Annotated in this window: 13 protein-coding genes; 1 reads left to right on the top strand and 12 read right to left on the bottom strand. The window is 71.0% G+C overall.

Features of this window, described 5'->3' with window-relative positions; genetic code table 11:
• Window positions 1-17 precede the first annotated feature (17 nt).
• The 12 genes from coaBC to pyrR form a co-directional block, all read right to left on the bottom strand.
• A complete protein-coding gene (gene coaBC / locus ACFWJO_RS24275; RefSeq protein ID WP_386868239.1) occupies window positions 18-1232 on the bottom strand; it encodes a bifunctional phosphopantothenoylcysteine decarboxylase/phosphopantothenate--cysteine ligase CoaBC in 1215 nt (404 codons plus the stop codon).
• Between the two features lie 131 nt (window positions 1233-1363).
• Entirely contained in the window at window positions 1364-1636 is a 273-nt protein-coding gene (gene rpoZ, locus ACFWJO_RS24270; RefSeq protein ID WP_005319902.1) for a DNA-directed RNA polymerase subunit omega, read from the bottom strand.
• A 65-nt stretch (window positions 1637-1701) separates the two neighbouring features.
• Window positions 1702-2289, bottom strand: a complete 588-nt coding sequence (gene gmk, locus ACFWJO_RS24265; protein ID WP_386868237.1) for a guanylate kinase — start codon at window positions 2287-2289, stop codon at window positions 1702-1704.
• A 61-nt stretch (window positions 2290-2350) separates the two neighbouring features.
• Window positions 2351-2674: an integration host factor gene (locus tag ACFWJO_RS24260; RefSeq protein ID WP_128978280.1), complete on the bottom strand. Its 324-nt coding sequence runs from the start codon at window positions 2672-2674 to the stop codon at window positions 2351-2353.
• Between the two features lie 322 nt (window positions 2675-2996).
• Window positions 2997-3845 (bottom strand): orotidine-5'-phosphate decarboxylase, encoded by an 849-nt coding sequence (gene pyrF, locus ACFWJO_RS24255; protein ID WP_386868235.1) that lies wholly within the window; start codon window positions 3843-3845, stop codon window positions 2997-2999.
• Entirely contained in the window at window positions 3842-4963 is a 1122-nt protein-coding gene (locus ACFWJO_RS24250; RefSeq protein WP_386868233.1) for a quinone-dependent dihydroorotate dehydrogenase, read from the bottom strand. Before ACFWJO_RS24250 ends, pyrF begins: the two co-directional genes overlap by 4 nt.
• 63 nt (window positions 4964-5026) lie before the next feature.
• A complete protein-coding gene (gene carB / locus ACFWJO_RS24245) occupies window positions 5027-8335 on the bottom strand; it encodes a carbamoyl-phosphate synthase large subunit (RefSeq protein ID WP_386868231.1) in 3309 nt (1102 codons plus the stop codon).
• Window positions 8328-9470: a glutamine-hydrolyzing carbamoyl-phosphate synthase small subunit gene (carA, locus tag ACFWJO_RS24240; protein WP_386868229.1), complete on the bottom strand. Its 1143-nt coding sequence runs from the start codon at window positions 9468-9470 to the stop codon at window positions 8328-8330. Before carA ends, carB begins: the two co-directional genes overlap by 8 nt.
• A complete protein-coding gene (locus ACFWJO_RS24235; protein WP_386868227.1) occupies window positions 9467-10036 on the bottom strand; it encodes a hypothetical protein in 570 nt (189 codons plus the stop codon). The genes carA and ACFWJO_RS24235 overlap by 4 nt, the downstream gene beginning before the upstream one ends.
• Window positions 10033-11319 (bottom strand): dihydroorotase, encoded by a 1287-nt coding sequence (locus tag ACFWJO_RS24230; protein ID WP_386868225.1) that lies wholly within the window; start codon window positions 11317-11319, stop codon window positions 10033-10035. Before ACFWJO_RS24230 ends, ACFWJO_RS24235 begins: the two co-directional genes overlap by 4 nt.
• A 4-nt stretch (window positions 11320-11323) precedes the next feature.
• A complete protein-coding gene (locus ACFWJO_RS24225) occupies window positions 11324-12295 on the bottom strand; it encodes an aspartate carbamoyltransferase catalytic subunit (RefSeq protein WP_386868223.1) in 972 nt (323 codons plus the stop codon).
• A gap of 84 nt (window positions 12296-12379) precedes the next feature.
• Window positions 12380-12943, bottom strand: coding sequence for a bifunctional pyr operon transcriptional regulator/uracil phosphoribosyltransferase PyrR (gene pyrR / locus ACFWJO_RS24220; protein WP_384422421.1), 564 nt, complete (start codon window positions 12941-12943; stop codon window positions 12380-12382).
• Window positions 12944-13190: 247 nt separating this feature from the next.
• On the opposite strand from pyrR, the gene bldD reads away from it, so the two are divergent.
• Window positions 13191-13694, top strand: a complete 504-nt coding sequence (bldD, locus tag ACFWJO_RS24215) for a transcriptional regulator BldD (protein WP_386868220.1) — start codon at window positions 13191-13193, stop codon at window positions 13692-13694.
• The last annotated feature ends 94 nt before the right edge of the window (window positions 13695-13788 follow it).

Genomic DNA, 13788 nt, shown 5'->3' with positions numbered 1-13788 from the left:
CGAAGTTCGCTCGGAATTCACCCGGAGAGGGGGCGCAGCCGGGGCAGGACCAGGTCCCACACCGTCTCCGCCAGCGCTTCCTTCGGCCCGTACGGCACGGGGGTCTCGGCGCCGTCCGCGGCCAGGACCACGGCCTCGTTCTCCTCCGAGCCGAAGGTCTTGCGCTCGCCCACCTCGTTGACGACGAGCAGGTCGCAGCCCTTGCGCCGGAGCTTCTGGCGGCCGTTGGCGAGGACGTCGTCGGTCTCCGCGGCGAAGCCGACGACGACCTGGCCGGGCAGGGCGCGGTCGGCGGAGATCTCCGCGAGGATGTCCGGATTGCGCACCAGCTCGACGGTCGGGGCGCCGCCGTCGTCCGCCTTCTTGATCTTGCCGGGGGCGTAGGCGGCCGGCCGGAAGTCCGCGACCGCCGCCGCCATGACCACCGCGTCGGCGTCGGCCGCGGCCTTGAGGACCGCCTCGCGCAGCTGGACGGCGGTGCCGACCCGGACGACGTCCACGCCCGCCGGGTCGGGCAGGCCCGTGTTGGCCTCGATCAGGATGACCCGGGCGCCGCGGGCCGCGGCGGCCTTCGCGAGGGCGTAGCCCTGCTTGCCGGAGGAGCGGTTGCCGAGGTAGCGGACCGGGTCGAGGGGTTCGCGGGTGCCGCCCGCGCTGACGACGACATGACGGCCGGCGAGGTCGGGGGTGGTGACGCCGCGCGCCAGGACGCGGCGGCAGATGTCAAAGATCTCCCCCGGGTCGGGCAGCCGGCCCTTGCCGGTGTCCACGCCGGTGAGGCGGCCGACGGCGGGCTCGATGACCACGGCGCCGCGGCGGCGCAGGGTGGCCACGTTCTCCTGGGTGGCCGGGTGCTCCCACATCTCGGTGTGCATGGCCGGCGCGAAGACCACCGGGCAGCGGGCGGTGAGCAGCGTGTTGGTGAGCAGGTCGTCGGCGAGGCCGTGGGCGGCCTTGGCCAGCAGGTCGGCGGTGGCGGGGGCGACCACGACGAGGTCGGCGGCCTGCCCGATCCGCACGTGCGGCACCTCGTGGACGGTCTCCCACACCTCGGTGGAGACCGGGTTGCCGGAGAGGGCCGACCAGGTGGCGGCACCGACGAAGTGCAGGGCGGAGTCGGTGGGGACCACCCGGACGTCATGGCCGGACTCGCTGAGCCGGCGCAGCAGCTCGCACGCCTTGTACGCGGCGATGCCGCCGCTCACGCCCAGGACGACCTTCGGCTTCGTCACCGCGCTCAACTCTGCTCCCCTGAAGGCTCGGATGCGTACGACTCCGGTGCGTACGACTCCATGAGACACCACAGGCCCGGCGGATGTTCCGCCGGGCCTGTGGTGACAATCGTGACAAGCGAGATGCGTGCTTACTGCGCCGGGCCCTCGATGGCCTCGGAGGTCAGCAGGCCCGCGTTGATCTCGCGCAGCGCGATCGAGAGCGGCTTCTCGTGGACGTGGGTGTCGACGAGCGGACCGACGTACTCGAGCAGGCCCTCGCCCAGCTGCGAGTAGTACGCGTTGATCTGGCGCGCGCGCTTGGCGGCGTAGATCACGAGGCTGTACTTGGAGTCCGTCGCCTCGAGCAGCTCGTCGATCGGCGGGTTGATGATGCCCTCGGGCGCGGTGATGGAAGAGGACACGCTCTACCTTCCGAAGATGGAAAAAAGATCAGACAAACGCTGTGGGGGTCTGGGGGCCCGCGGCGTCAGCCGCTGATATCCGGGTCCTCAGAAGACAGCAGCATCAACGTTAGCAGCTCGCGCGCGACGTCCTCGACCGAGGTGTTGACGAGCGTGGTGTCGAACTCCGACTCGGCGGCCAGCTCGACCTTCGCGGCCTGGAGACGGCGCTCGATGACCTCGGCCGACTCGGTGCCGCGGCCGGTGAGCCGGCGCACCAGCTCCTCCCAGCTCGGCGGGGCCAGGAAGACCAGCTGGGCCTCGCCCATGGACTCCTTGACCTGCCGCGCGCCCTGGAGGTCGATCTCCAGGAGCACGGGCTCCCCCGCCTCCAGACGGTCGAGGACCGCGCGACGCGGGGTGCCGTAGCGGTTGCCCGCGAACTCGGCCCACTCCAGCAGCTCGCCGTTGGCGACCAGCTTGTCGAACTCGTCGTCCGTGACGAAGAAGTACTGGACACCGTGCTGCTCGCCGGGTCGCGGCTTCCGTGTCGTGGCCGACACCGAGAGCCAGACCTCGGGGTGGACCTTGCGCATATGAGCGACGACCGTGCTCTTGCCCACCCCGGAGGGGCCGGAGAGCACGGTCAGCCGCGGACGTACCTCTGCTGCCATGCAGCGATTATTCCAGCTTTACCGGTGTGCCCGGGACGCGCGGGTCCGGGCCCGGGCGCCGTCAGGCGCCGGCGCCGCCGAACTCACGCTCCAGGGAAGCGATCTGGTTGGAGCCGAGGCCACGGACCCGACGGCTCTCGGAGATGCCAAGTCGCTCCATGATCTGCTTGGCGCGGACCTTGCCCACGCCCGGCAGGGACTCGAGCAGCGCCGAGACCTTCATCTTGCCGATGACGTCATTGGTCTGCCCCTGCGCGATGACGTCGTGCAGGGAGGCGCCGGAGTGCTTGAGTCGATTCTTGACCTCGGCCCGCTCCCGGCGAGCCGCGGCGGCCTTTTCGAGCGCGGCTGCGCGCTGTTCAGGGGTAAGGGGCGGAAGAGCCACGCCTACGTCACCTCGGATGTCGAACTGTCGGATACGGACCGGTGGAAGCTGCACGCCCCGCGTGAACGGGGCACCCCACACCAGTGGAGCAACGACCGACGTGGAGTACGCCGAACGCCGACTCTGTCCCGGAGACTAGCGGCCAAGACCGCCGGAGTCAGCGAGAACAGACGAAAAGTCCTGGTCAGCATCGACCGACCAGGACATTTCCGGCATAACGAAGCGGTTTTGGGTCAACTTTTGTCAAGGAGTGAGACGGCGAGGACACGCCGCCCGACCTGCGGATTGGCGAGAATCCGCCGAAATCGGCCCCCGGGGTGCCTCAGGCGCCCACGGCCTCCCTGATCTCGTTCGCGTAACGTTCCGCCGCGGCCCGCAGCGCGGCTCCGTCCGGACCCTCCTTGAGGACCCCGCGGCTGACGTTCGGGACCACGTTGCGGACCGCCGCGCCGAAGACCGCCGGGAGGTCGGTCGGGGTCGCGCCCTGGGCGCCGATGCCCGGGGCGAGCAGGGGCCCGTTGATGTCGAGGTCGAAGTCGGACAGGTCGCCGAGCGTGGCGCCGACGACCGCGCCGAAGGAGCCCATCGGGCTCTCCCCCGCGTTCTCCGCCGCCAGGTGCGCCAGCATCGTCGCGCCGACGGTCCGCCCGGCGGGATCGTCGGAGCGGACCGCCCGCTGGACCTCCGCGCCCTCCGGGTTGGAGGTCAGCGCCAGGACGAAGAGCCCCGCGCCGGACTCCCGGGCCAGGTCCACGGCCGGCTTCAGCGAGCCGTAGCCGAGGTACGGGGAGACCGTGAGGGCGTCGGAGAAGAGCGGCGAGTCCTTGCGGAGGAAGGCCTCCGCGTAGGCGGCCATGGTGGAGCCGATGTCGCCGCGCTTGGCGTCCATCACGACCAGGCCGCCCGCCGCCCGCAGGTCGGCGACGGCGCGCTCCAGGACGGCCACGCCGCGCGAGCCGAAGCGCTCGAAGAACGCGGCCTGCGGCTTGAACACGGCCACCGTCCCGGCCAGCGCCTCGACGACCGTGTACGTGAAGCGCTCCAGGCCGTCGATGGTGTCCGGCAGGCCCCAGGAGGCCAGCAGGGAGGCGTGCGGGTCGATGCCGACGCACAGCGGACCACGCTCGTCCATGGCGGAGCGCAGGCGGGTGCCGAAGGATTCCTGGGTCACTGGGCGGCCTTTCCGGTGGAGGTGCGGTGGTCGGCGCCGACGGCCTCGGCGAGGGTGGCGTACGGGGAGGCGGCGAGGCGCGCGGCGAGGCCCTTGTGGATCGCGCGGGCGTAGAAGGGCCCCTCGTAGATGAAGGCGCTGTAGCCCTGGATCAGGGTGGCGCCGGCGAGGATCCGCTGCCAGGCGTCCTCGGCGTTCTCGATGCCGCCGACGCCCACGAGGACGATCCGGTCGCCCACGCGCGCGTAGAGGCGGCGCAGCACCTCCAGGGACCGCTGCTTGACCGGGGCGCCGGACAGGCCACCGGTCTCCTTGACGAGGGCCGGGTCGGACTTCAGGCCCAGACCCTCGCGGGCGATGGTGGTGTTGGTGGCGATGATGCCGTCGAGGCCGAGCTCCAGGGCCAGGTCGGCGACGGCGTCCACGTCCTCGTCGGCGAGGTCGGGGGCGATCTTCACCAGGAGCGGGACCCGGCGGCCCTCGACGGACCGGTCGGCGGCCTCGCGGACGGCGGTGAGCAGCGGACGCAGCGACTCGGTGGCCTGGAGGTTGCGCAGCCCCGGGGTGTTCGGGGAGGAGACGTTGACGACCAGGTAGTCGGCGTGCCGGGCGAGCCGCTCGGTCGACTTCACGTAGTCGGCGGCGGCCTCGGCCTCCGGCACGACCTTGGTCTTGCCGATGTTGACGCCCACGACCGTCCGGAAGACCGGGTTGCGGGCGCCCAGGCGGGCGGCGACGGCGGCGGAGCCCTCGTTGTTGAAGCCCATGCGGTTGATCAGGGCGCGGTCCGGGACCAGCCGGAACAGCCGCTTCTTGGGGTTGCCGGGCTGGGCCTCGCCGGTGACCGTGCCGATCTCGACGTGGTCGAAGCCCAGCATGGCCATGCCGTCGATGGCGATCGCGTTCTTGTCGAAGCCGGCGGCGAGGCCGAAGGGGCCGTGCATGCGCAGGCCCAGGGCCTCGGTGCGCAGCTCCTTGTGGCGGGGCGCGAGGACGGCCGCGACGAAGGTGCGGAGCACGGGGACGCGGACGGCGAGCCGGATCCAGCGGAAGGCCAGGTAGTGGGCCTCTTCGGGATCCATGCGCTTGAAGACGAGGTTGAAGAAGAACTTGTACATGGAGGTGTCCTGGTGTCCTCAGCAAGAGGGGGACACCGTTTCCGGTGTCCCCCTTGTGGGCTGCTAGTCGCGGGCCGCGATCAGATGCGCCGCGTGTTCCTGGAGCGAGCGCACGCCCACGTCGCCGTGGTTGAGCGCGTCGATGCCCTGGACGGCCGCCGCGAGCGCCTGGACCGTGGTCAGGCACGGGACGGAGCGGGCCACCGCCGCCGTACGGATCTCGTAGCCGTCGAGGCGGCCGCCGGTGCCGTACGGGGTGTTGACGATCAGGTCGACCTGGCCGTCGTGGATGAGCTGGACGATCGTCTTCTCGCCGTTCGGGCCCTCGCCCTCGGACTGCTTGCGCACGATCGTGGCGTTGATGCCGTTGCGCTTGAGCACCTCGGCCGTGCCGGAGGTGGCGAGCAGTTCGAAGCCGTGGGCGACCAGCTCACGGGCCGGGAAGACCATCGAGCGCTTGTCCCGGTTGGCGACCGAGATGAACGCGCGGCCCTTGGTGGGCAGCGGGCCGTAGGCGCCGGCCTGCGACTTGGCGTACGCCGTGCCGAAGACGTTGTCGATGCCCATGACCTCGCCGGTGGAGCGCATCTCCGGGCCGAGGACGGTGTCGACGCCGCGGCCGTGGATGTCGCGGAAGCGCGACCACGGCATCACGGCCTCCTTGACGGAGATCGGCGCGTCCATCGGCAGGGTGCCGCCGTCGCCGTGGCGGGGCAGCAGGCCCTCTTCCCGCAGCTCGGCGATGGTGGCGCCGAGCGAGATGCGGGCGGCGGCCTTCGCGAGCGGCACCGCGGTCGCCTTCGAGGTGAAGGGGACGGTGCGGGAGGCGCGCGGGTTGGCCTCGAGGACGTAGAGGATGTCGCCGGCCATCGCGAACTGGATGTTGATCAGACCGCGGACGCCGACGCCCTTGGCGATGGCCTCGGTGGAGGCGCGCAGGCGCTTGATGTCGAAGCCGCCGAGGGTGATCGGGGGCAGCGCGCAGGCCGAGTCGCCGGAGTGGATGCCGGCCTCCTCGATGTGCTCCATGACGCCGCCGAGGTAGAGCTCGTGGCCGTCGTAGAGCGCGTCGACGTCGATCTCGATCGCGTCGTCGAGGAAGCGGTCGACGAGGACCGGGCGGGTCGGGGAGATCTCGGTGGACTCGGCGATGTACGCCTCCAGGCGCGCCTCGTCGTAGACGATCTCCATGCCGCGGCCGCCGAGCACGTACGAGGGGCGTACGAGCACGGGGTAGCCGATCTCGTCGGCGATGGCCTTGGCGCCGGCGAAGGTGGTGGCGGTGCCGTGCTTCGGCGCGGGCAGGCCCGCGTCGGCGAGCACCTGGCCGAAGGCGCCGCGGTCCTCGGCGGCGTGGATGGCCTCCGGGGAGGTGCCCACGACCGGCACGCCGTTGTCCTTGAGCGCCTGGGCGAGGCCCAGCGGGGTCTGGCCGCCGAGCTGGACGACGACACCGGCGAGGGGGCCGGCCAGCGACTCGGCGTGGACGATCTCCAGGACGTCCTCGAGCGTCAGCGGCTCGAAGTACAGGCGGTCGGAGGTGTCGTAGTCCGTCGAGACGGTCTCCGGGTTGCAGTTGACCATCACGGTCTCGTAGCCCGCGTCGCTGAGCGCGAAGGAGGCGTGGACGCAGGAGTAGTCGAACTCGATGCCCTGGCCGATGCGGTTCGGTCCGGAGCCCAGGATGATCACCGCGGGCTTCTCGCGCTGCGCGACCTCGGTCTCCTCGTCGTACGAGGAGTAGAAGTACGGGGTCTTCGCGGCGAACTCGGCGGCGCAGGTGTCGACCGTCTTGTAGACCGGGCGGACGCCGAGGGCGTGCCGGACCTCGCGGACGACGTCCTCGCGCAGCCCGCGGATGTCGGCGATCTGGGCGTCGGAGAAGCCGTGGCGCTTGGCCTCGGCGAGCAGCTCGGGGTCGAGCTTCTCGGCCTCGGCGAGCTCGTCGGCGATCTCCTTGATGAGGAAGAGCTGGTCGACGAACCACGGGTCGATCTTGGTGTACTCGAAGACCTCCTCCGGCGTGGCGCCGGCGCGGATGGCCTGCATGACCGTGTTGATGCGGCCGTCGGTGGGACGGACCGCCAGCTCCAGGAGCTCGGTCTTGTCGCCGGGCTCGCCGGTGAAGGAGAACTGCGAGCCCTTCTTCTCCAGGGAGCGCAGGGCCTTCTGCAGGGCCTCGGTGAAGTTGCGGCCGATCGCCATGGCCTCGCCGACCGACTTCATGGTCGTGGTCAGCGTGGAGTCGGCGGACGGGAACTTCTCGAAGGCGAAGCGCGGGGCCTTGACGACGACGTAGTCGAGGGTCGGCTCGAAGGAGGCCGGGGTCTTCTCGGTGATGTCGTTCGGGATCTCGTCCAGCGTGTAGCCGACGGCGAGCTTCGCGGCGATCTTGGCGATCGGGAAGCCGGTGGCCTTGGAGGCGAGGGCCGAGGAGCGGGAGACGCGCGGGTTCATCTCGATGACGATGACGCGGCCGTCGGCCGGGTTCACCGCGAACTGGATGTTGCAGCCGCCGGTGTCGACGCCGACCTCGCGGATGATCGCGATGCCGATGTCGCGCAGGCGCTGGTACTCGCGGTCGGTGAGCGTCATCGCCGGGGCGACGGTGATCGAGTCACCGGTGTGCACGCCCATCGGGTCGAAGTTCTCGATGGAGCAGACGACCACGACGTTGTCGTTCTTGTCGCGCATGAGCTCCAGCTCGTACTCCTTCCAGCCGAGGATGGACTCCTCCAGGAGCACCTCGGTGGTCGGGGAGAGCGTGAGGCCCTGGCCGGCGATGCGGCGCAGCTCCTCCTCGTCGTGGGCGAAGCCGGAGCCGGCGCCGCCCATGGTGAAGGAGGGGCGGACGACGACGGGGTAGCCGCCGAGGGTGTCGACGCCCTTGAGGACGTCGTCCATGGAGTGGCAGATGACCGAGCGGGCGGACTCGCCGTGGCCGATCTTGCGGCGGACCTCCTCGACGACCTCCTTGAAGAGGTCGCGGTCCTCGCCCTTGTTGATCGCCTCGACGTTGGCGCCGATCAGCTCGACGTTGTACTTCTCCAGGACGCCCTGCTCGTGCATGGAGATGGCGGTGTTGAGCGCGGTCTGGCCGCCGAGGGTGGGCAGGAGGGCGTCGGGGCGCTCCTTGGCGATGATCTTCTCGACGAACTCCGGGGTGATCGGCTCGACGTAGGTGGCGTCGGCGATCTCCGGGTCGGTCATGATCGTGGCCGGGTTGGAGTTGACCAGGATGACGCGCAGGCCCTCGGACTTGAGGACCCGGCAGGCCTGGGTGCCGGAGTAGTCGAACTCGGCGGCCTGGCCGATGACGATCGGGCCGGAGCCGATGACCAGGACGGACTGGATATCGGTGCGCTTAGGCACGCTCGGCCTCCATCAGCGAAACGAAGCGGTCGAAGAGGTACGCGGCGTCGTGCGGGCCGGCGGCGGCCTCGGGGTGGTACTGGACGGAGAAGGCCGGCTGGTCGAGCAGCTGCAGCCCCTCCACGACGTCGTCGTTCAGGCACACGTGGGAGACCTCGGCGCGCCCGAAGGGGGTGTCGGACACCTTGTCGAGGGGCGCGTCGACGGCGAAGCCGTGGTTGTGCGCGGTGACCTCGACCTTGCCCGTGGTGCGGTCCTGGACGGGCTGGTTGATGCCCCGGTGGCCGTACTTCAGCTTGTAGGTGCCGAAGCCGAGGGCGCGGCCGAGGATCTGGTTGCCGAAGCAGATGCCGAAGAGCGGCGTCCTGCGGCGCAGGACCTCCTGCATGACGGCGACGGGGCCGTCGGCGGTGGCCGGGTCGCCCGGGCCGTTGGAGAAGAACACGCCGTCGGGGTTGACGGCGTAGACGTCCTCGGCGGTGGCGGTGGCGGGCAGCACGTGGACCTCGATGCCGCGCTCGGCCATCCGGTGCGGGGTCATGCCCTTGATGCCGAGGTCGACGGCGGCGACGGTGAACTTCTTCTCGCCGATCGCGGGGACGACGTACGGCTCCTTGGTGGCGACCTCGGCGGAGAGGTTCGCGCCCTTCATCTCGGCCTGCTGGCGGACCTCGGCGAGCATGGTGCCCTCGTCGGGGAGCGCGCTGCCGGAGAAGATGCCGACGCGCATGGCGCCGCACTCGCGGAGGTGGCGGGTCAGGGCGCGGGTGTCGATGCCCTGGATGCCGACGACGCCCTGGTGGCGCAGCTCCTCGTCGAGGGAGCGCTGGGCGCGCCAGTTGGAGGAGACGCGGGCGGGGTCGCGGACGACGTAGCCGGCCACCCAGATGCGGGCGGACTCGGGGTCCTCGTCGTTGACGCCGGTGTTGCCGACGTGCGGGGCGGTCATGACCACGACCTGGCGGTGGTACGACGGGTCGGTGAGGGTCTCCTGGTAGCCGGTCATGCCGGTGGAGAACACGGCCTCGCCGAAGGTCTCCCCCACGGCCCCGTAGGCGCGGCCGCGGAAGATGCGGCCGTCCTCCAGGACGAGTACGGCGGGAACCTTGGCAGCTCCCCTGGTGGAGGTTGTCATCGTGCGATGCCTTCCGTCGTGCTTGCGGTGTTCAGGTGGTTCACGGCCTCGACCCAGGCGGCGTGCTCGGCCGCCCGGTCGGAGCGGAAGCCGGAGTCGAGCAGCTTGTCGCCGTGGGCCCAGGTGACGACCAGGAGGCCGCCCTCGGTGAGGACCTTGCCGGCGATGCCCTTGTCGAGGCGGGCCTCGCGCAGGGCCTCGGCGGGGATCAGGAAGTCGTTCGCCCCGGGGCGTACGACGCTGATCCCGGCGTCCGTGAGGGTGAGCTCGGCGCGGCTGCGGGTGCCGAGGCCGTGGGCGACGATCCGGTCGAGCCACTGTCCGGCGGTGGTGGAGCCGTGGTAGCGGCCGCTGAGCGTCAGCCTGGCCGCTCCGGGCGTCTCCGGCACCTCGGGGAGGGGCGGGAGGCCGGACTGGAGGCTGCCGCGCCACTTCCATCCCTGGCGCATCAGCCAGTAGACGAAGGCGACGAAGAGCAGCAGTCCGGCGACCCAGCCGAGCCGGCCGGCCCAGTCGGTCACTTCGGCCGACTTCGGTTCGGCCGCGAGGAGTACGAGTGGTGTCACGCCAGCTTCCCGTCGACGAGCGTTGCCCGGCCCCGCAGGAACGTGTGGGTGACGCGTCCCGGCAGCTCGCGGCCCTCGTAGGGGGTGTTGCGGCTGCGGGAGGCGAAGTCGGCGGGGTCCACGACACCACGGTATGCCGGATCGACCAGCGTCAGGTTGGCGGGCTCACCTGCCGAGACGGGGCGGCCGTGGCCCTTGGCCTGGCCGATCCGCGCGGGCTTCACGGACATCCGGTCGGCCACGCCGGCCCAGTCGAGGAGCCCGGTCTCCACCATGGTCTGCTGGACGACGGACAGGGCGGTCTCCAGGCCGACCATGCCCATGGCGGCGGCGGCCCACTCGCAGTCCTTGTCCTCGTGCGGGTGCGGGGCGTGGTCGGTGGCGACGATGTCGATGGTGCCGTCGGCCAGCGCCTCGCGGAGCGCCATCACGTCGCGCTCGGTGCGCAGCGGCGGGTTGACCTTGTAGACCGGGTTGTAGCTGCGGACCAGCTCGTCCGTGAGGAGGAGGTGGTGCGGGGTGACCTCGGCGGTGACGTCGATGCCGCGGGACTTGGCCCAGCGGACGATCTCGACGGAGCCGGCGGTCGACAGGTGGCAGATGTGGACGCGGGAGCCGACGTGCTCGGCGAGCAGCACGTCGCGGGCGATGATCGACTCCTCGGCGACGGCCGGCCAGCCGCCGAGGCCGAGCTCGGCGGAGACGACGCCCTCGTTCATCTGGGCGCCCTCGGTGAGGCGGGGCTCCTGGGCGTGCTGGGCGACGACGCCGCCGAAGGCCTTCACGTACTCCAGGGCGCGGCGCATGATCACGGCGTCGTCGACGCACTTGCCGTCGTCGGAGAAGACGGTGACGCCGGCGGCGGAGTCGTGCATGGCGCCGAGCTCGGCGAGCTTCTTGCCCTCCAGGCCGACGGTGACGGCGCCGATGGGCTGCACGTCGCAGTAGCCGGCCTCCTTGCCGAGCCGGTAGACCTGCTCGACGACGCCGGCGGTGTCGGCGACGGGGAAGGTGTTGGCCATGGCGAAGACGGCGGTGTAGCCGCCGGAGGCGGCGGCGCGGGTGCCGGTGAGGACGGTCTCGGAGTCCTCGCGGCCGGGCTCGCGCAGGTGGGTGTGCAGGTCGACCAGGCCGGGCAGCAGGATCTGGCCTTCGGCCTCGATCACCTGGGCGCCGTCGGCGGACAGGTCCGTGCCGACGGCCTCGATGACCTCGCCGTCGATGAGGACGTCCTGCGCCTCGCCGCCCAGCACCTTCGCACCGCGGATAAGGATCTTGCTCATGGTCTTACTTCTCCTCGGTACGAGTGGACTGCGATTCGTTGCCGCCGAGCAGCAGGTAGAGCACGGCCATGCGGATGGAGACGCCGTTGGCGACCTGCTCGACGACCGTGCAGCGGTCGGAGTCGGCGACCTCGGCGGTGATCTCCATGCCGCGGACCATGGGGCCGGGGTGCATGACGATGGCGTGCTCGGGCATCCTCGCCATCCGGTCGCCGTCGAGCCCGTAGCGGCGCGAGTACTCGCGCTCGGTCGGGAAGAAGGCGGCGTTCATCCGCTCGCGCTGCACACGCAGCATCATGACCGCGTCGGACTTCGTCAGCACGCTGTCGAGGTCGTAGGAGACCTCGCAGGGCCAGTGCTCGACGCCGACCGGGACCAGGGTGGGCGGGGCCACCAGGGTGACCTCGGCGCCGAGGGTGTGCAGCAGGTCGACGTTGGAGCGGGCGACCCGGCTGTGCAGGACGTCGCCGACGATGGTGACGCGCTTCCCGCTCAGGTCCTGGCCGAGGCCGGCGTCGCGGCCGACCAGGCGGCGGCGCATGGTGAAGGCGTCGAGCAGGGCCTGCGTGGGGTGCTGGTGGGTGCCGTCGCCGGCGTTGATGACGGGCGCGTCGATCCAGCCGGAGGTGGCCAGGCGGTAGGGGGCGCCGGAGGCGCTGTGCCGGATGACGACGGCGTCGACGCCCATCGCCTCCAGGGTCTGGGCGGTGTCCTTCAGGGACTCGCCCTTGGAGACGCTGGAGCCCTTCGCCGCGAAGTTGATCACGTCGGCGGACAGCCGCTTCTCGGCCGCCTCGAAGGAGATCCGGGTCCGGGTGGAGTCCTCGAAGAAGAGGTTGCAGATGGTGCGGCCGCGCAGGGTCGGCAGCTTCTTGATGGGCCGGTCGGCCACCCGGGCCATCTCCTCGGCGGTGTCGAGGATCTGGACGGCGTCGTCGCGGGTGAGGTCGGCGGCCGAGATGAGGTGACGCATCATCGGGGTTTCGCTCCGTGGTGGGAGTGTGCGGGCATGCGGGTGCGCAGGGGTGTGCCCCGGAACCCGTGGGGAGTGCCGGTCCGGCTAGGAGGCGGGCTTGCTGCCGAGCAGCACGGTGTCGCGACCGTCCTCCTCGGCGAGCTGGACCTTGACCGTCTCCCGCAGCGACGTGGGGAGGTTCTTGCCGACGTAGTCGGCGCGGATGGGCAGCTCGCGGTGGCCGCGGTCGACGAGGACGGCGAGCTGGACGGCGCGGGGGCGGCCGATGTCGCCGAGGGCGTCGAGGGCGGCGCGGATCGTGCGGCCGGAGAAGAGGACGTCGTCGACGAGGACGACCAGGCGGCCGTCGACGCCGTCACCGGGGATCTCGGTGCGGCCGATGGCGCGGGCCGGCTTCAGCCGCAGGTCGTCCCGGTACATGGTGATGTCGAGGGAGCCGACCGGGATCTTGCTGCCGGTGATCGATTCGAGCTTCTCGGCGAGCCGGCGGGCGAGGTAGACACCGCGGGTGGGAATGCCGAGGAGGACCACGTCGTCGGCGCCCTTGGCGCGCTCGACGATCTCGTGGGCGATGCGGGTCAGGACCCGCGCGATGTCGGGGGCCTCGAGAACGGGGCGTGCCGCATCGGTCTGCTGCTGTGCGTCCATATGAAAACGGACCTCCTTCTCCGCCTCACGGGACGGACCTTAAAGGACGTCGGAACTGCTCGGTCCACCTTACCAGGGGCGGATGAGTGCCCAGCTCACCACCCGTGCGCCACTCCGGGCGCCGTCCCCCGGAGGGGGGCGGTATGGACCATTCGGCTTGACGGGAGAGTGTCACGCTGCGTAACCTCACAGTGAGTTACCAGCCGCGCGGCGCAGCCGCAACGTCGTCTCAGCGTCCGGGAGCGTTATGTCCAGCGAATACGCAAAGCAGCTCGGGGCCAAACTCCGTGCGATCCGCACCCAGCAGGGCCTTTCCCTCCACGGTGTGGAGGAGAAGTCCCAGGGCCGCTGGAAGGCGGTCGTGGTCGGTTCGTACGAGCGTGGCGACCGCGCCGTGACCGTGCAGCGCCTGGCCGAGCTGGCGGACTTCTACGGTGTGCCGGTGCAGGAGCTGCTGCCGGGCACGACCCCCGGCGGCGCCGCCGAGCCCCCGCCGAAGCTGGTCCTGGACCTGGAGCGCCTCGCCCACGTCCCCGCGGAGAAGGCCGGCCCGCTCCAGCGCTACGCGGCGACGATCCAGTCCCAGCGCGGCGACTACAACGGCAAGGTGCTGTCGATCCGCCAGGACGACCTGCGCACCCTGGCCGTCATCTACGACCAGTCCCCCTCCGTCCTCACCGAGCAGCTGATCAGCTGGGGCGTCCTGGACGCGGACGCGCGCCGCGCGGTCGCCCACGAGGACGCCGGCTGACGCTGAACAGCTGAAGCAGAAACGTGCCGCCGGGCCCCCGGCGTTCCCCCTAACTCACGTGGCCCGCCCTTTTTTGTCTCGGGGCCGTTCGTAC

This window comes from Streptomyces sp. NPDC127092 (genome assembly GCF_042722475.1).
GTDB lineage: Bacteria > Actinomycetota > Actinomycetes > Streptomycetales > Streptomycetaceae > Streptomyces.
The sequence above is the reverse complement of the archived record's forward strand: the minus strand, read 5'-3'. Positions and strand labels throughout refer to the sequence as shown.